This window comes from Alcaligenes sp. LTN-3, from assembly GCF_059735605.1.
The window spans coordinates 1,477,568-1,495,903 of the sequence record NZ_JCAPDN010000001.1; the positions used below are offsets into that span (position 1 = coordinate 1,477,568).

15 protein-coding genes are annotated in these 18,336 nt (G+C 56.3%); 7 read left to right on the plus strand and 8 right to left on the minus strand.

The genetic code is table 11. The features are described from left to right. Window positions 1–94: 94 nt before the first annotated feature. Entirely contained in the window at window positions 95–1,264 is a 1,170-nt protein-coding gene (locus AC6I6N_RS06960; RefSeq protein ID WP_094197334.1) for an ABC transporter substrate-binding protein, read from the minus strand. A 328-nt stretch (window positions 1,265–1,592) separates the two neighbouring features. Here AC6I6N_RS06960 and msrB point away from each other — a divergent pair, with 328 nt between their 5' ends. From msrB to AC6I6N_RS06980, 4 genes are read left to right on the plus strand one after another with little or no spacing between them, the layout of a single operon-like run. After that, window positions 1,593–1,988: a peptide-methionine (R)-S-oxide reductase MsrB gene (msrB, locus tag AC6I6N_RS06965; RefSeq protein ID WP_321265739.1), complete on the plus strand. Its 396-nt coding sequence runs from the start codon at window positions 1,593–1,595 to the stop codon at window positions 1,986–1,988. Further along, the gene (locus AC6I6N_RS06970) at window positions 1,985–2,551 is read left to right on the plus strand and encodes a septation protein A (protein WP_009456639.1); all 567 of its coding nucleotides are present in this window, start codon (window positions 1,985–1,987) and stop codon (window positions 2,549–2,551) included. Before msrB ends, AC6I6N_RS06970 begins: the two co-directional genes overlap by 4 nt. Before the next feature lie 7 nt (window positions 2,552–2,558). Next, window positions 2,559–2,822: a BolA family protein gene (locus AC6I6N_RS06975; RefSeq protein ID WP_009456641.1), complete on the plus strand. Its 264-nt coding sequence runs from the start codon at window positions 2,559–2,561 to the stop codon at window positions 2,820–2,822. A gap of 8 nt (window positions 2,823–2,830) precedes the next feature. Next, window positions 2,831–3,607 carry a peptidylprolyl isomerase gene (locus tag AC6I6N_RS06980; RefSeq protein WP_094197337.1) on the plus strand — a complete coding sequence of 259 codons (777 nt, stop codon included), beginning with the start codon at window positions 2,831–2,833 and terminating at the stop codon, window positions 3,605–3,607. A 300-nt stretch (window positions 3,608–3,907) separates the two neighbouring features. Here the strand turns inward: AC6I6N_RS06980 and ligA are convergent, their stop codons facing one another. The 3 genes from ligA to smc are packed head-to-tail and all read right to left on the minus strand — an operon-like array spanning window position 3,908 to window position 10,584. Beyond that, window positions 3,908–5,995: an NAD-dependent DNA ligase LigA gene (gene ligA, locus AC6I6N_RS06985; protein WP_108727762.1), complete on the minus strand. Its 2,088-nt coding sequence runs from the start codon at window positions 5,993–5,995 to the stop codon at window positions 3,908–3,910. Further along, window positions 5,992–7,014 (minus strand): cell division protein ZipA C-terminal FtsZ-binding domain-containing protein, encoded by a 1,023-nt coding sequence (locus AC6I6N_RS06990; protein WP_108727763.1) that lies wholly within the window; start codon window positions 7,012–7,014, stop codon window positions 5,992–5,994. The genes ligA and AC6I6N_RS06990 overlap by 4 nt, the downstream gene beginning before the upstream one ends. Window positions 7,015–7,059: 45 nt before the next feature. Continuing rightward, window positions 7,060–10,584 carry a chromosome segregation protein SMC gene (smc, locus tag AC6I6N_RS06995; RefSeq protein ID WP_497943337.1) on the minus strand — a complete coding sequence of 1,175 codons (3,525 nt, stop codon included), beginning with the start codon at window positions 10,582–10,584 and terminating at the stop codon, window positions 7,060–7,062. 499 nt (window positions 10,585–11,083) lie between these two features. Here smc and lplT point away from each other — a divergent pair, with 499 nt between their 5' ends. Next, complete coding sequence (lplT, locus tag AC6I6N_RS07000; protein ID WP_094197341.1) at window positions 11,084–12,394, plus strand: lysophospholipid transporter LplT; 1,311 nt, start codon at window positions 11,084–11,086, stop codon at window positions 12,392–12,394. Between the two features lie 72 nt (window positions 12,395–12,466). Here lplT and AC6I6N_RS07005 read toward each other — a convergent pair whose 3' ends face one another. Next, window positions 12,467–13,384: a uracil-DNA glycosylase gene (locus tag AC6I6N_RS07005; RefSeq protein WP_264671826.1), complete on the minus strand. Its 918-nt coding sequence runs from the start codon at window positions 13,382–13,384 to the stop codon at window positions 12,467–12,469. Then, complete coding sequence (tsaB, locus tag AC6I6N_RS07010) at window positions 13,381–14,613, minus strand: tRNA (adenosine(37)-N6)-threonylcarbamoyltransferase complex dimerization subunit type 1 TsaB (protein WP_497943338.1); 1,233 nt, start codon at window positions 14,611–14,613, stop codon at window positions 13,381–13,383. The genes AC6I6N_RS07005 and tsaB overlap by 4 nt, the downstream gene beginning before the upstream one ends. A 277-nt stretch (window positions 14,614–14,890) precedes the next feature. On the opposite strand from tsaB, the gene ompR reads away from it, so the two are divergent. Continuing rightward, window positions 14,891–15,625, plus strand: a complete 735-nt coding sequence (ompR, locus tag AC6I6N_RS07015; RefSeq protein WP_003801024.1) for an osmolarity response regulator transcription factor OmpR — start codon at window positions 14,891–14,893, stop codon at window positions 15,623–15,625. A 119-nt stretch (window positions 15,626–15,744) separates the two neighbouring features. Next, window positions 15,745–17,070: a sensor histidine kinase family protein gene (locus tag AC6I6N_RS07020; protein WP_249459815.1), complete on the plus strand. Its 1,326-nt coding sequence runs from the start codon at window positions 15,745–15,747 to the stop codon at window positions 17,068–17,070. Window positions 17,071–17,130: 60 nt separating this feature from the next. Here the strand turns inward: AC6I6N_RS07020 and ispF are convergent, their stop codons facing one another. Next, window positions 17,131–17,616, minus strand: a complete 486-nt coding sequence (gene ispF / locus AC6I6N_RS07025; protein WP_125277934.1) for a 2-C-methyl-D-erythritol 2,4-cyclodiphosphate synthase — start codon at window positions 17,614–17,616, stop codon at window positions 17,131–17,133. Then, a complete protein-coding gene (ispD, locus tag AC6I6N_RS07030; protein WP_497943339.1) occupies window positions 17,613–18,314 on the minus strand; it encodes a 2-C-methyl-D-erythritol 4-phosphate cytidylyltransferase in 702 nt (233 codons plus the stop codon). Before ispD ends, ispF begins: the two co-directional genes overlap by 4 nt. Between the last annotated feature and the right edge of the window lie 22 nt (window positions 18,315–18,336).

The window sequence follows — 18,336 nt, forward strand, 5'->3', positions numbered from 1 at the left end:
CAAACGCAGGCCTGTAGCGGGAACGGGCGCCAGGATCCTCAGGCACCCGCCTTGGAAAAAACCGGCTTGGGAGCCGGTTTTTGCCTGTCAGATATTACAGATCAGGCTGATACGTCCATTTACCGTCGACCACTTTCACAATCACGTGGGCCCGCTTATCCAGACCGGCATGATCTGTTGCAGACATATTGAACACACCTTGGGAAGCGGCCAGTTCCTTGGTTTGCTCCAGAGCATCACGCAAGGCTGCGCGGAACTCGGGGGTACCTGGCTTGGCACCAGATTTCAGGGCCTCTGGAATGGCTTCGGTCACGAGCAGACCGGCATCCCACATATGCCCACCAAAGGTGTTGATGGAGCCAGCACCATATTTGGCTTCGTATTTTTCCTTGTACTCCATAGCCGTCTTTTTCACCGTGCTGCTGTCAGGCAGTTGTTCGGCGACCAGCAAAGGACCGGCTGGCAAGATCATATCGTTACAGTCTTTGCCACACACACGCAGCACGTCGCTGTTGGCGGCACCGTGTGTCTGGTAAATGATGCCTGCAAAGCCACGGCCTTTCAGTTCACGCTGAGGCAAGGCAACCGGAGTACCGGAACCGGCGATCAAAATGGCATCGGGTTTGGTGCCCAGCAGCTTGAGAACCTGACCGGTCACACTGGTATCGTTGCGGCCATAGCGCTCGGCACCCAGCACTTTAATGCCCTTGGCTTGAGCCGCTTCAGTAATCACGTTCAGCCAGCCATCACCGTAGGCGTCGTTGTAACCAATAAAGCCCAGAGTTTTGACGTTTTGCTTGACCATGGCCTCTGCCAAGGCACCGGCCATCAATTGGTCATTCTGGGGAGTTTTGAAGACCCAGGTACGAGCGCCTTCGACAGGCTCAACAATCTTGGCGTTGGCAGCCACGCTGATCATGGGAGTCTTGGTTTCACCAGCAACGTCCACCATCGCCAGGGAGCCGGGAGTCACGGACGTACCGATCACCACGTCCACTTTGTCGTCCGTAATCAGCTTGCGCATATTGCGTACGGCCACCGTGGTATCGGTGGCATCGTCCAGAACGATGTACTCGATTTTCTGGCCGGCCACCTCAGTAGGCAACAGGCTGACGGTATTGCGTTCAGGAATGCCCAGCGAGGCCGCCGGTCCTGTCGCTGCCACCGTCACACCCACTTTGATCTGCGCAGACACGGCGACGGGCAGACTCAAAGCCAGGGCTGCAGCCAATGTCGTCAGACGACCAGTAGTAATGCAGTTCATCCTTTTCTCCCAATATTTGTTCGTTGTTGTGGACCGATTTCACGGTCAAAAAATCGTAATACAGATAATCACCAGCAGATACCAGAAACGTATCAAGTCACACGAATTTCAGATATTGGTGTTTACCTTAAATATTAAAAGTTTAAATAGTGCACTAACTAAAGTGATAGCTCACTAAGTAAGTGCCCTGTACCGCTATTTTCTTGACTGGGCAGTCAGGACAGGCTGCACTTTGGAACCCTCTGTTCCAAACGCACTCTAATTGTCGATTACTATGTAGGACTGCGCCTCTTGTAGGCATTGATCTGTTTTTCATAAGGCAGCACACGTGGAAAAAGTACGTAAAACCGAAGCCGAGTGGCGCGCCCAACTCAGCCCCGAAGAATTCTATGTCACGCGTCAGAAAGGGACGGAACGTGCCTTTACCGGCCGTTACTGGGACACCACCACGCCCGGCATTTACCGCTGTGTTGGCTGCGGCACGCCCCTGTTTGCTTCTGACACCAAGTTTGATGCCGGTTGCGGCTGGCCCAGCTACTTCACCCCCCTGAACCCGGACAATGTGCGCGAGGAACTGGATACCACCCACGGCATGCGGCGCACCGAAGTGCTGTGCAATGTCTGCGATGCTCATTTGGGCCACGTCTTTGAAGACGGCCCCCCACCCACTGGGCTACGATATTGCATTAACTCCCTGTCCATGACCTTTGAACCTGACGCATGAAGAAGCTTTTATTTGATCTGTTCCCGCTCGTTCTGTTTTTTCTGGCGTTTCGTTTCTCCGACATCTATGTCGCAACCGGCGTGGCCATGGCCGCCTCGGTATTGCAGATACTCTGGTTAAAACTCACCAGCAAGGCAATCGAGACCTCGCACTGGATCAATCTGGCCGTCATTGTGGTCTTTGGCGGTGCCACCTTGTTTTTCCACAACGATGTCTTCATCCGCTGGAAACCGACCGTGCTGTATTGGATCTTTGCGCTGGTGCTGCTGGGCGGACGCTATCTGATGCATCGCAACCTGATGCAAAAATTCATGGGCACCCATCTGGTATTGCCCGGCCATGTTTGGGACAAATTAAACCTGGTCTGGGCCAGCTTCTTTGTCGCCATGGGCCTGGTGAATTTGTACGTTGCCTTCTCGGGCCACTTTACCGAGTCCCAATGGGTCAACTTCAAAGCCTTTGGTCTGCTGGGTTTGATGCTGGTGTTTGTCGTTGCCCAATCCTTGTGGCTGGGCCGCTACCTGCAAGACTCGTCCGACAACTCCACTCCCCCAAAATCTTGATTTCACCATGACAGACGCACTCGCTTCCCTGATTCACGAACGGCTCCAGGCTCTGGAACCCTCTGAACTGGACATCATTAATGAATCCCATCTGCATGCCGGCCACGCCGGTGCTCAAGGGGGCGCAAGCCACTTTCGGGTGATCATCGCCTCGAAACAATTTGATGGAATTTCAACACTGGCACGACACAGACTTGTGTATGATCGCGTCCACGATCTAATGCCTTTCCCGATTCACGCATTGGCTATTCAAGCCAAAACTACTGCTTAAGGATGCTCATGAAACGTATTGCCGCATTTGCCTTGACCTGCGCTATGGCTGCTCCGGTCTATGCACAGACGATTGCCACCGTAAATGGCAAAAACCTCACGCAAAAAGACCTGGATCAGTTCGTCGCCGTTCTGGTCGAGCAAGGCGCCAAGGACTCGCCCGAGCTGCGTGAGCAAGTCAAACAGGAAATGGTCAACCGTCTGGCCGTGGTGCAAGCCGCTGAAAAAGCCGGTATCGACAAGACCAACCAGGTTCAACAAGAGCTGGAACTGGCTCGCCAGAGCATTCTGGTCCGTGCCTTGATGGCCGATTACCTGAAAAAGAACCCTGTTACCGAAGCCGATCTGACCAAGGAATACAACACCATCAAGGCGATGGAAGAAGGTCAGCAGGAATACAAGGTGCGCCACATCCTGGTCAAGGACGAAGCGGCTGCCAAAGACCTGTTGGCAAAGATCAAGTCCAAGAAAGTCAGCTTTGCGGATGCCGCCAAGAAAGACTCCATCGACACCGGTAGCGGCCAGCAAGGCGGCGATCTGGGCTGGGCGCCTAGCTCCACCTACGTACCGGAGTTCGCTCAGGCGGTAGAGAAAATGAAAAAAGGCGAACTGAGCGCAGCACCTGTGCAGTCCCAGTTTGGCTGGCACATCATTCAGGTAGACGATGCTCGTCCTGTGACCTTCCCGGCCATGGCTGAAGTCAAGCCTCAACTGGAAGAGATGATGCGTCAGCGCAAGCTGGCCGAGTACCAGCAGAAAATCCTGAAAGAAGCCAACATCAAGTAATGGCGTTGACGGCCGCTTTGTCTTTCCGATAAAGCGGCTGGCAGGAAAACAAATATGGCGCCTCAAGGGCGCCATATTTATTGCTCATGAAGTCGGATCATGCCTCTTTCGGAACCAAGGCCAAGGATAGCCCCTCGGTCAATTCACCTCGGGCTTGAAACAAGAGGTAAAGCGCCAGCAACTCTACGCTTGTTCTCCCGCAGACAATAACAGGAATAAGACTCTGCTGGACCGCTGGCTTCAGACAAGGGCACTCCGCTCCTCATGCTCGCCAGACACTGACCTTCATACACCAGCGCCTTACTCACCCGCCAATAAAGCCAGAAACTGGGCTTCGTCCAAAATAGTCACGCCTAATTCTTGTGCCTTGGTCAGCTTGGAACCGGCCTCAGCTCCCGCTAGCACATAGGCGGTCTTTTTGGAGACTGAGCCACTGGCCTTGCCGCCCGCCTCTAATACGCGGCGCGTAGCCTCGTCACGGCTCATGCTGGGCAAGGTTCCCGTGATGACAACCGTTTTGCCCGCCAGCGGCAGATTAGCGCTATTGGCACGGGCTTGTGCCTGTTGAGGTGTCACCCCAGCGGCCAGCAAATCATCCAGGGCTTCACGATTATGAGGTTCCTGAAAAAAGTGCCGTACGGAAGCCGCGACAACCGGGCCCACTTCGTTAACTTGCAGCAGCGCCTCTTCATCAGCCTGCTCCAAGGCCTGCAAGGAGCCAAAATGCTGTGCCAGATCGCGTGCCGTAGTCTCGCCAACATGGCGGATACCCAAGGCATAGATCAGACGATTCAAGGCTGGCTCACGCACCTTGTTGATCGCCTCGATCAGGTTCTCGGCGGACTTGCGTCCCATCCGCTCCAGCAGCACCAACTTCTCTACCTTCAGCTTGAAAATATCGGCCAAGGTATGGACCAGTCCGGTTTCCACCAACTGGTCCACCAGCTTTTCACCCAGACCTTCAATATCCAGGGCTTTACGGCTGGCCGCGTGAATCAGCGTTTGCTTGCGCTGGGCGGGGCAAATCAAGCCACCGGTACAGCGCCAGGCGGACTCACCGTCCAGACGCTCCAGCGCCGAATGACACGCCGGGCACTCCTTGACCATCTCGAAGGGCATACTGCCTTCAGGGCGCTGCTCTAGCACCACGGCAACAACTTCCGGAATCACATCTCCGGCACGACGAACAACCACGGTATCGCCTGCGCGCACATCTTTGCGACGTACCTCGTCTTCGTTATGCAGCGTGGCATTGGTCACTGTAACGCCACCCACAAAGACCGGTTTCAAACGTGCGACTGGCGTGACAACACCGGTGCGACCCACTTGAAACTCGATGTTCTCCACACGCGTTATTTCTTCCTGCGCGGGGAATTTGTGAGCGACAGCAAAGCGTGGCGCACGTGCCACATAGCCCAGGACACGCTGCGCGGCCAAAGAATTGACTTTGTACACCACACCGTCAATTTCAAAGGGCAAACCGGTACGGCGCTCTTGCGTCTCGGTATAAAAATCCAGCAGGCCCTGCACGCCCTTGACGACTTTGCGGTCGCGGCTCAAGGGCATACCCAGGCTTTCCAGCCAGTCCATCATGCCCGATTGGGTATCACGGGGCAGCGCATCGCCTACGGGTTCGGCAAACAAGGCATGTTGCGGCTGAGTCACGGCAGGCATAGGGCTGACTTCCCCCCAGCCATAGGCAAAAAAGCGCAAGGGCCGTTTAGCAGTGATTTTCGGATCCAACTGGCGCAAGCTGCCTGCGGCCGCATTACGCGGATTCACAAATACTTTTTCGCCACGCTTGGTCTGGTTCTCGTTCAGGCGCTCAAAGTCCGCCCGATTCATCAAGACCTCGCCCCGCACCTCCAGCACGGCGGGCAATTGCGCCGCATCGCCGCGCAAGCGCAGAGGAATGGATTTAATGGTGCGAATATTGCTGGTGACGTCCTCACCCGTGGTGCCATCACCGCGAGTCGATGCTTGTACCAACAGACCTTGTTCATAACGCAGGCTGATCGCCAAGCCGTCAAACTTGTATTCGGCCAGATAATCTACCCGGCGGTCCAAACCCACCACACCGGCCTCGACCAAGGTATCGGCGACGCGCTTGTCAAAAGCCTGCACCTCCGCATCATCAAAGGCATTACCCAAAGACAACATGGGAACGGCATGCTCAACAGTGTCAAAGCCGTCCAAAGGTGCTGCGCCCACGCGTTGCGTAGGAGAGTCCGGGGTAATCCATTCCGGGTGCTCGGCTTCCAGCGCCAGCAGCTCGTTCATCAATGCGTCGTATTGCGCGTCCGAAATGCTGGGTGCATCCTGAACGTAATAGGCCCAGTTATGCTGGGCCAGTTCTTCATGTAACTGCTGTACTCGCTTCAAACTCACGAAAAAATCCTGCCTGTACGTTCCTGGCCTGCCGTAAAGCCAGCTTGCTCCAGGCGTTCGTACAGATTGCTTAGTTGCTCATCAATGTTTTGATCGGTGCTCTCGGGCAAGGGGCGACCTTGGTCATCCAACACCACGCCGTCCAGACGGCTGGCCAGATCACGGGCCACCGTTGCCATACGGCTAAAGGCATGATCGTCCGCCGGGCTGTTGGGCAAGTCCAGCAACAAGTCAATACGCTCAATGCTGGCCGACTGAATATCCCTGGGTTGGGCGCCGTCGAACATGGCGGTAAAACGGGGCTGGCCCGAATCGGCCAGCCAGGCCAGTTGCTGACCAAAGGGTAAAAAACCGGCGTCCTTGACCATCTGAATCACGGAAGAAGCCGGCATAGGGCCGGGCAAACGCACCGACACCCCCACCAACGCGTCCAGATCGGCGCAGGTATTGTCCAGGGCAGTTGCACGACGCAACACATCGTCCTGTTCAGGACCTTCTACCGAGCCATCAAATTGTTGCGCCAACGCTTGCGCGGCCATCCAGACCTGCGACCACTCAATGGCTGACAAGGGACCGCTGCGATTGGCCAGCAAAACGGCAATTTGCATGCTGGCGTAGGACTCGCCCGAACGCAAACGAGCACGATGACCGCCCCCTTCGCACTCGGCAAAGTAACGCACGGGCTTGGCACCCGTACGCGAGATGGACTGCAAGGCCTGAGCCAAATCCTGGGCGTCCACTGGCTGGCTGAAACTGATGTCAATGACGGCCTCGGTGGTGCAATCGGCCTCAGCGGCATCGTGCTCGCTGCCAGCAGCCGCAGCATCCCCGCCACGCGTCATGCTGGGCTCGCGACGTTCCAGCTCGGTGAGCTGGCTCATCAAAGGATCCGTATCCCCATCCGGGAATTGGCTTTGCATCTGCTGGCGCACTCGGCGGTCTTGCCACCAGTTAAAGACCACCACGAGCAAGATGAGCAAAATGCCCAATAAAATCAGTGCGATTTGCAAATCACTCATTGTCAGTTCCGTCGAATCAACACTAGCGGATTAAAAAAAACAGGCTTACACACTGCTCATTTGCATGGCAGCGTCTACGTCCACTGCCACAATTCGGGACACACCTTGCTCTTGCATGGTGACACCGATCAGTTGTTTAGCCATCTGCATGGCAATTTTATTGTGAGAAATAAACAAAAACTGGGTTTGTTCACTCATGCTGGCCACCAGATTGGCATAGCGTTCGGTATTTGCATCATCCAATGGCGCATCCACCTCGTCCAGCAAACAAAAGGGGGCAGGATTCAGTTTGAAAAAGGCAAAAACCAACGCTGTCGCGGTCAAGGCCTTTTCACCACCAGAGAGCAAATGAATCGTGCTATTGCGTTTACCTGGTGGTTGAGCCATGACTTGCACCCCGGCTTCCAGCACTTCATCGCCCACCATCGTCAGTTTAGCCTCTCCACCACCAAATAGCCTTGGGAAAAGCTCACCAAAGTGCTGATTAACGATGTTGAATGTTTCCATGAGCAACTGGCGCGTCTCGCGGTCAATCTTGCGAATTGCATCTTCCAGGGTCTCGATGGCATCACTCAAATCCTTATGCTGGGCATCCAGATAAGTCTTGCGTTCTTGCGCTGTAGTCAGCTCTTCAAGGGCCGCCAGGTTCACCGGACCCAAGCCTTCAATCTGGCGCGAGATACGCTGCACTTCAGACTGCAACCAACCCACGCGCTGCCATTCCGGTGTCTTTTCCTGTAACAAGCTCCACAGTTCGGAACGGTTTACCTTTCTGCTGTCCAACTGTTCAGCAAACTGTTCGACCGCCAGACGCGACGCTTGTTCCTGCAACTGCAATTCAGTGACTTGCTCGCGCAAAGGTCCCAGATTCTTTTCATGCTCAGCACGGGCCTGTTCATGCTCGCGCAATTGGGCTGCCAGTGTATCGAGCTGGATTTTTGCCAAGCGTACTGCTTCCTCGCGTTCGGCACGCAATTCCAGCGCATCCTGCAAACCGGCTTGTGCGGCCGAGGCATCCAGATCCAGCAGTTCGCCTTGCAAACCTTCCAACTGGCCGGCAGTGCGTTGTGCCTGCTCCTGCGCCAAGGCCAGATTGCGCTCCAGTTCGGCCATACGTTGCACTAAGGCACGTTCGGCAAACTGGGCATCGTGCACAGCACGTTCGCGCTCGTGGACTGTGCGCCGAGCCTGCTCAGCCTGCTCGGCGCCCTTCTCGCCTTCCATCTGCGCTTCGGCAAATACCCCCTGATGCTCGGCCAACTCTTCGTCCAGCGTTTCAAAACGGGCCTCGAACTCCTCGCGGTTCGCTTGCAGCTCTTCGCGCTGCACCGCCAGTTCTTCCAGTTCCTCGTTGATACGACCACCGCGCTCTTGCGATTGCTGCGCTTGCTGAGCCAGCTTGGAGTGTTCCAATTGCACATCGTGCATACGAGCAGTCAGCTCGCCCACGCGGGCTCGGGCCGGAACCAGACCATTACGCACTTGCTGCAAGGCCATTTCGGCCTGGGTGCTGGTATGGCCCAGCTCGTCCACAATCAATTGAGCGCCACGCAGCTCTCGCTCGAGATGCGCAATTTCCTGCTGACGTGCCAACATCCCGGCTTGCTCGGAGTCTGGTGCATAAAAGCGAATGCTGTGCTTATCCACCAAATGACCGCCACGCACCACAATGGCCATTTGATCCGTCAGTTGCTCGCGCAGGCTCAGGGCCTGCTTCAAATCCTGGCAGACATAAACCTGGTGCAACCAGTTATCCAGCAAGCTGCGCAAACCGCCTTCCTGCTGTCGCAGCACCGAGGTCAGCAAGGGCAAATCCAGCGCGGGCTTGGCAGGCGCCCCCGCTTCGGGCAACTGGTAAAAACTTAAACGAGCAGGTGGCGCATCACTGGCGAACGCAGCCGCCATATCCAGGCGACGCAGCTCCAAAGCCGTCATGCGCTCACGCAGCACGGCTTCCAGCGCGGTTTCCCAGCCCTTCTCCACGTCCAGGCTTTGCCAAAGACGTTTCATGCTCTCCAGCCCGTGCTTGGCCAGCCAGGGTTCCAGAGTCCCCTTGCGGGCCACGTCTTCCTGCAAACGGCTCAAGGCCAGATGACGCGCTTCCAGACGGGCCATGTCCTGCCCGCCTTGCACAGCTTGTTCCTGCGCTTCTTTGCGCTCTTGTTCCAATCGAGGAAGCTGGGCTTCCAGATGCTGCATATGCTCCTGAGCTTGCTGCAACTGATTTTGCAGCATATTCAGATCGCCTTGCAGACGTTCCAGATTGTCCGGGTCCGGGGCATTGAGTTCGCGCAGTTCCTGCTTCAAGCGCTCCTGACGCTGCTCCACGCCTTGAATCTGGCGGTCAGCATCGCGCTGCGATTGTGCCGCCAAGGCCAGATTCTGCTCCAGACGCGCCAAAGCCATGCGCATTTCGTCCCGACGCTGGGCCTGTTCGCGTACACGCCGCTCCAGATCGGGCAAGGCTCCTTGCGCCTCTTCTAGCTGAATCTGTAACTCCTCCAGCTTTACCGCCGCTTCTTCACGCTGCTGTTCGCTGTTTTCCAGCTCCTGCTGACAATGTTCTTGTTGCTCGACCCAGTCGTGCTGTTGTTGCTCCAGTTGCTCGCGACGCTGCGCCATGCGGCTGCGCGAATCGAGCACGTGGCGGATTTCCGCCTCCAGGCTAGACACTTGGGAGCCGGCCTCATACAACTGGCTTTGCGCTTGATGCAAAGCGTCCCCGGCCTGCAAATGCGCCTGTCGCTGTGATTCCAACGCAGACTCGGTATGCCGCAAGCCGGCAATGGATTCCTCCAGTTTGGTCTGAGCTTGCTCAATCGCCAGGAAACGGGCTTTCTGATCGCCCTGTGCATTGGACTCTTTCAACAGCCACAGCAGGTTTTGCTTGAGTTCACCTTCTTGCTGCAAATCCCGATACTGGCGCGCCACTTCGGCCTGTGCCTGCAATTTCTCCAGTTGCGCATCCAGTTCTCTTTGGATGTCTTCTACCCGCAGCAGGTTTTCGCGGGTGTCGCGCAGGCGACTCTCGGTTTCGCGACGACGTTCCTTGTAGCGCGACACGCCCGCCGCCTCTTCCAGAAATACGCGCAGCTCTTCGGGCTTGGCTTCAATCAGGCGGTTAATCATGCCCTGCCCGATGATGGCGTAACCACGCGCCCCCAGGCCCGTACCTAAAAAGATGTCGTGAATGTCACGCCGACGAACGGCCTGATTGTTCAGAAAGTAGCTGCTTGTCCCGTCCCGACTCAGGACACGCCGTACCGAGATCTCGGCATAGGTGCTCCACTGGCCTGAGGCCCGCCCTTCGGAATTATCAAAAACCAGTTCAACCGACGCACGGCCAGCCGGTTTACGTTGCGATGAACCGTTGAAAATAACGTCCTGCATGGACTCACCACGCAACTCGGAGGCTTTGCTCTCGCCCAGCACCCAACGCACCGCATCGATGATGTTCGATTTCCCACAGCCATTGGGCCCGACAACACCCACCAACTGACTGGGAGTTGGGATGGAGGTCGGGTCCACAAAAGATTTGAAACCAGCGAGTTTGATCTGGGTTAGACGCACAGGGTAGAAGTCAGCTCAGAAAAGACCAATTTGAACAGGCACACGGCGCCATTTTGATCTGCCTGGCACCGCGAGTCGTATGATACCGCAGCACCTGCCACCCACCGCAAAGACAGCTAAAAAACAAATGAAAACCACGGCTCGGCTGCTGAAATAGTAAGGCAGCCCCCATCGCCCGCCGTCAAGCCCTGTTTACCCTGCGTGGCAAGCGGGGCAATAGTGTCGAGCAGACCATTTACAATAGTGCTTTGGCAGTGCCCGCCCGTCCCGAAAATCCAAGCAGACAAACACATGCAATGAATTTCTGATACCACTGCCACCGCAGTCCCTGTTATTCTTGCTCCCCATCTCTGTTCGTAAATTTCGCACCGGCACAGGTTTTTCAGGAGAACCGTGGTGAGCAGCCCCCGGCCAGCTCGTCCTGCCTGATACCTGGCCTAGATTCGTGCTTTGCAGCCACCATACTGTTTTCAAAAAGCACACGCATTCGGAATGTATTTTGAATAAAGGTTTTTATCTGGTCATGGCCGCGCAGGCATTGTCATCAGTTGCTGACAATGCCTTGCTGATTGCCGCTATCGCCCTGATCGCAGATTTGCACGGACCTATCTGGATGGTCCCGATGATGAAATGGTGGTTTGCGCTGTCCTACGTCCTGTTGGCGGCGTTTGTAGGTGCTTTTGCCGACTCGTATCCCAAGGGTCGAGTCATGTTCGCCACCAACGCCATCAAGCTGATTGGCTGTATGTTGATGTTCTGCCACCAGTACTTTGGCATGAACGACTCCCAGCAGTTGGTTCTGGTCTTTATCTCCTACACCCTGGTTGGTATCGGTGCTGCCGCCTACTCCCCCGCCAAATACGGCATCGTCACGGAAATGCTCAAGCCCGAACTGCTCGTCAAGGGCAATAGCTGGATTGAAGGGCTGACCGTTCTGTCCATCATCGGCGGCACGGTGTTGGGCGGTATCCTGATCAACCCATCGATCGCTAGCGCGCTGGCCGAACACCCTCTGATTGCACCGTTGGCCCAGACGCGTGCCGAAGTCGCTATCTTGCTGATTTCCTTTATTTATCTGTCTGCAGCACTGTGCAATCTGCTGATTCCCCGCACCAATATCGACTACCCACCTCAACAAAAAAATCCCATCTTGCTGCTCAAGGAGTTTCGTTCCTACGTGTGCATTTTGTGGCAGGACAAGCTGGGCCAAATCTCACTGGCCGTCACTACCTTGTTCTGGGGTGCCGGTGCCACCTTGCAATTCATTGTGATCGAATGGGGCGCCCAGCATCTGGGCTACCGTTTGGATCAGGCCTCGGTGCTGATGGGAGTAGCAGCCTTGGGAACGGTTTTTGGCGCTGTCTTTGCCGCTCGCGTTCCTTTGAAGAAGTCCCTGGCCGTTCTACCGGTGGGCGTGGCCATGGGCTTTGTGGTTTTGCTCATGCCGTTGGTCCACGAAAAATGGGCGGTCTATACCCTGCTGATGGGTATTGGGGGCTTATCCGGCTTTTTCGTCGTCCCCATGAACGCCCTGCTACAACATCGCGGCCACGTCATGTTGTCGGCCGGTCACTCCATTGCTGTCCAGAACTTCAATGAACAACTGAATATTCTGTTCATGCTGGCGCTGTACAGCCTACTGCTGTGGCTGCGTTTACCCATCAACTACATCATTGTGTTCTTTGGCCTGATGGTGGCATCCTTGATGACGGTATTCATCATCTGGAAAAATGCCAATCTGCGCGCCCATCCCGAGTTGGAAGCCTGCATCGGACAAGAAGGACATGGGCAGGCATTGACGGCCAAGTAAGCAAAAGCGCCCCTTTGGGGCGCTTTTTATCTTGGGGCGGCCTGGCGATAAAAAATACCCAAAGGACCTGTATCAGGGCTGGTTTTGCAATTCGCGCAGCAAAGACAAATCCCGCCAGGCATTGGCTTTGTGCTGCGGGCGCAACAAGAGCGAGGCCGGATGGTATGTCACCACCAAAGGCAGGCTGCGCCCCTGAGCATCGGTATACGTTAAAGCCTGACCCCGCAAGGTTTCCAGATCCTCATCACGACCACTTAGTGCCACCGCCGCCAAATGGCCGACGGCCAACAAACGACGTGGCTGTACCAAGCGAATTTGGGCGTCCAGAAAAGCCCGGCATGCAGCCAGCTCTTCCTGTGTGGGGGGACGATTACCCAGGGGGCGGCACTTCACCAGATGCGTTTTATAAACCGAGGCATTGGGAATCGCGCTATTGAGCATGGCTTGCAAGAGCAGACCCGCCTTGCCATCAAAAGGCTTGGCGCTACGATCATCGCTCGTGCCCGGTGCTTCGCCAATAATCATCCAGTCCGGCTCGGACAAGAGCTCTGAACCAAACACTACTTGAGCTCGCCCCGTGTGCAAACCACATTCCTGACAAGCCTGTACTTGCTCCAGCAAGCTGGCCATATCCTGCGCTTTTTCAGGCTGAATCAGCACGGCAGGCCGCTGCACCACTTCCTCGACAGGAGCTGCCGCTACCGGTCTGGCACCGGATTTACGCAAGACAGCCAGTGCCTGATCTCGGGCCGACATGGCATCCGTAGCCGCTGCGGGGGCTGAGGGGGACGGACTGCCCGCATCATTAAGATGCCGCTTTACCGGCTGAGCCGTCTGCATCGCTGCTGCGGCCTCTTGCGCAGGGGCGGCCACAGGGGCGGACTGCCCACCAGGCTGCGCCTGGGGCAGACGCGCCAAAAAAGCACGCTCCAGCCCCAACTCCAAAAGCCAGGTGCGCTGCAAAGGGGAGATAGGCTGAAAATCGATCATGCCCCTGCCTTGCTGGCCAAGCTCAGGCTCATCAAGACCGCGTCTTCACGCTGTCCATCGCTAAGCGGATAGTAGTTTTTACGTAAACCATCCGCCTTGAAACCATACTTCTGATATAAGCCGATAGCCGGCGCATTCGAGGCTCGCACTTCCAGAACCACGCGCTCGAGCTGCTGCTGACGGGCCCATTCCAGGCCATCGTCCAGCAATTGCCAAGCCAGACCGCGGCGCTGCTGCTCTGGGGACACCCCAATCAGCAGAAGTTCAATCATATCGGGGGCTTGCAACCAAATGGCATAGCCTTGAACCTGCCCTTGCTTGTGAATGATTCGGGAGCAATACGCACTATTGCCCAAAGCATCCGTGAAATTACCTGCCGTCCAAGGGTGTGTTTCCACGCAGCGTTCAATATCCAGCACAGCAGATACATGGCCTGCCTGCATGGCTTCAATTTGCAGAGGTTGATCCAGAGCGGCCGGGTTTCCACCCAAGCCCTGTTCACGTTCCTGAATGGTGTAGGCAACTTTCTCGCGCACATACAATGGCATGGCCAGGTCCGGGGAGACACCGCGTCCTTCGTCCAGATCATGCAAGGCCAAATGCGCCACACTGGCACCGGTTGCACGCCACGGCTGGCCCACTTCCCAGCCCTGAGCCAGAACGGCTGGGGCCAGATCAGGAAACTGCTCCAGAGCGTCACCAAGGACACAAACGGGCTGTTGCTGGGCAATCAACCCTTCCGCTTGCAAACGAACAATCCAGGTAGTGACCTGGGCGGCATCGAGCAAGACCGGACTTTGCAGCACGGACCAGGAACCCTTGGCCGTCCAACTGTACACAGCGGCATACACCTCTTGCATGCGCGCATCCTGCGCCACCACATAAGCCGTCCCCTCGATGGGCGTGCCGCAAGCGGCAGCCGCCAACAAGGACGAGACCGGCAGTACCGGCAAGCCCAAGGCAAAAGCCATACCCTGAGCCACGCCACAGGCCACGCGCAGCCCGGTAAATCCACCTGGGCCTTGCCCGAACGCAATCGCGGTCAAGGCGTGTCTATCTACCCCCGCCTGCTCCAGCAGTTGCTCGGCCATGGGCAAAAGGCGTTCGGCGTGGTCGCCGCTCCCCTCGTGACTCAGCTCCACAAGCGAAATACCCGCCTGTGTGCGAGATAACAAGGTCAGTTCACAGAGATTGGAGGAAGTCTCCAAGGCAAGAATATGTGCATCCATCGCGCTATTTTAGTTTAAGCAGCCTCAAAATAGGCAGCTCCCTGGGATCGGACAAGGACAAAACACTCCACAGCGCAACTCAGAGCGCATTTCTTCTCTGGCCGCTCTTTTTTTGACTTGGCTCAAACCGACCAATCAGATTATTTGCCACCATACAATCGTCTTCTAAATCACCCTAAACCTGCTGCAAGGCGCATAAATAGTACAAAACACTTAATGTGTAATATTTTTCTACACCCCCCTATACGCGCTTTCTGATGCCTGTTACATTTTCGCTATGAATACGCCGACACCCCCCCTCACCCGCAAAATCCTTGTCGTTGACGACGATCCCCGGCTGCGCGATTTGCTGCGCCGCTACCTGTCTGAACAAGGATTCAACGTCTTCGTTGCCGAAGACGGTAAAGAAATGGCCAAACTCTGGCAACGTGAGCATTTCGATCTGCTGGTACTGGATCTGATGCTGCCAGGCGAGGATGGCCTATCCATCTGTCGCCGGCTGCGCGGCGGTCACGACAATACCCCCATCATCATGCTTACCGCCAAGGCCGAAGAAATCGACCGTATCGTGGGCCTGGAAATGGGTGCCGATGACTACCTCATCAAACCTTTCAACCCCCGCGAACTGCTGGCCCGTGTCAACGCTATCTTGCGACGCCGTGGTACCGAGGAACACCCCGGCGCACCTAGTCAGGAAAATGAATCGATTGAGTTCGGTCCTTATGTGCTGAACCTGTCCACTCGAACACTGACACGCAATAACGAAGTTGTCCCCATCACAACGGGCGAGTTCTCCGTGCTGAAAGTGTTTGCCCGTCACCCCAAGATCCCCTTGTCGCGCGACAAACTGATGGAATTGGCGCGTGGCCGTGAATACGAAGCCTTTGACCGTAGTTTGGACGTCCAGATTTCGCGTCTGCGCAAGCTGATCGAACCCAATGCTTCCAAGCCCGTGTTTATTCAAACGGTCTGGGGCCTGGGCTACGTTTTTGTTCCAGACGGCGGTAACTGACCTTGTCTTCCGGTCAGCAAGACGGGCGGCCCGCCGTGGCCGCCCAACGCCGAGCAACAAAAAACTCAAGTATCCGGCTGGGTTTATTCAGCCGGTCTTTTTTATTGCTCGCAGCGTTAATGCTCGTCAGCCTGGGTGCCTGGCTGCAAGTATTCTTCAGTATGGAAGAAGGCCCACGCGCAGCCCAAATGGCGCAGCGCGTGGCGTCCATTGTCAGCATCACCCGTTCGGCCCTGGTGTACGCGCCCCCAGCGGTACGCCCTGCCCTGTTGCTGGATTTGGCTACCAAGGAAAGTCTGCGCGTGCAGCCACGCGAGAACACGGACGAGCTTGAACCCCTGCCGCGCTCCAACTACTGGCAGCATGTCTCTACCGAAGTGCGTGGCGCATTAGGCAGCCAGACCTTGATCATGTGGTCGGTCAACAGCGTGCCGGGCATCTGGGTTTCGTTTGATATCAATGACGATCAGTATTGGCTGGTCTTTGATCGCGAACAATTAAGTCTGACCGCCGGAGTGGAATGGCTGGGCTGGGGCGCTACCGCCTTGCTGCTGGCCCTGATCGGTGCCGCTGTCAGTGTGCGCTTTGTGAACCGGCCTTTGGCCCAACTGGCCAAAGTGGCCCAGCAGTTGGCTCGTGGTGAAACACCCAGCACCCTGCCTGAAAAAGGCCCGGTTGAAATCCGTGACATGAATATCGCCTTTAACCGCATGGCCCGAGATATCCGCCAAACAGAGGCGGATCGAGAGATCATGCTGGCCGGTATTTCGCACGATTTGCGCACACCACTGGCCCGCATGCGTCTGGAAATTGAATTAAGTCAGGTATCGGACGAGACTCGTGCCGCCATTGACGAGGACTTGGCTCAGATTGACCACAGTATTGGTCAATTGATGGAATATGCCCGTCCTGCTGCGGCTGTGCCCGAGCATGGCATTGATGTGTCCGCCGTGCTCAATGATGTCTACGAGCGTGAGCGCACGCATACCGAATCGCTGGGTGGCATTTTGACGGCCTCCGTCGAACCCAATCTGTATGCCCGCATCAGCGCACACGATTTGAAGCGCATTGTCTCTAACCTGATCGAAAATGCCCGCCGCTATGGACGCAGTCCCGAAGATGATCGGGCACGCATCGAGCTGTCGGCGCATCAACATGGCAATATTTTGATCATCGCCGTCAAGGATCAGGGAGCCGGTATTGCAAAAAGCGACATCCAGCGCCTGCTACGCCCCTTCTCGCGCGGTGTCTCTGCCCGCACAGGTGTCAGTGGTGCTGGTTTGGGACTGGCGATTGTGGAACGTTTGCTAGGACAGGTCGGAGGGCACTTTGAACTGGTCAGTGCTCCGTCCGAAGGCTTGACCGCCCGTATCCAGTTGCCACGTATCCGTGCCAGTCGCAATGCGCCTGGAACGCAGAGCGATAAGGACAGCAAAGCTTCCTGAGCCGAATAAAACTTGGGCAGGGATTTTCCCTGCCCAAGGCTAGTCTCAGACCAAAACCACTCAGGCGCGATACAGCAGAGCCACGGCAGTGACCGCAATCCCTTCCTGGCGCCCGACAAAGCCAATCGCCTCGTTTGTCTTGCCCTTGATGTTCACACTGCCAGGCTCCAATTTCAGATCGGCCTCGATATTGGCCACCATCGCTGGGGCATGTGGTGCGATCTTGGGTTTTTGCGCATGAATCGTGGCATCTACATTCCCAACCAACCAACCCGCAGCGCGCACCTGCTCATAAGCATGACGCAACAAGACACGGCTATCAGCGCCCTTGTATTGAGGGTCTGTATCGGGAAAGTGGCGACCAATATCGCCCAGGCCTGCCGCCCCCAAAATCGCATCGGTAATGGCATGCAGCAAGGCATCGGCATCCGAATGCCCCATCAAGCCATGCGTATGCGGGATGGTGACGCCGCCCAAGATCAAAGGCCGGCCTTCGCACAGCACATGCACATCAAAACCTTGTCCTACGCGAATTGGCATGCTCATAACCACTTCTCCATCAATTCAAAATCTTCAGGCCAGGTGACTTTAAAATTCCGCGCCGACCCCAATATTAATAAGGGTTGGCTACCCGCCAATTCCATGGCGCTAGCCTCATCCGTCACCACAAAACCCTGCTCTTTAGCCGCTTGTAAGGCCCCACGTAAGGCACGGGCGGGAAACAACTGGGGAGTCTGCGCCAGCCAGAGTCCTTCTCTGTCCACCGTTTCCAACACCCCCACTGGCTCCGCAGGCGTTGCGCGCTTGACAGTATCAGGCACGGGCAAGGCCAACAAGCCACCACGTTGCGCCTGCAAGCAGGCATCAATCAAACGTGCCAGGGCCTGCTTGGGCAAACCGGGGCGAGCGGCATCGTGAACCAGAACCCAGGCCTGTTCGTCCTTATCCAGGCTCTGCACAGTATTGAGCACCGTTTCAGCCCGCGTGTCACCACCACAGGGAAGGCAAACCGTACGCGGCAAGCCGTCCAGTACCGCCGTCGCCCAGGTATCACCGGGGGCCACGGCCACCCGCACCTGGCTGATGCGCTCATCAGCCAGCAAAGCCTGTACCGAACGGCGCAACATGGGCTGCCCGCCCAGCAAACGATATTGCTTGGGCACGCCTTGCGTCTTCGTGGCAGAATCCAGGGCGCGCGAGCCAATACCGGCGGCTGGAACAATTGCAATCAAGGTAGTCTTCATAGGTGGGTGATTTTATAATGAC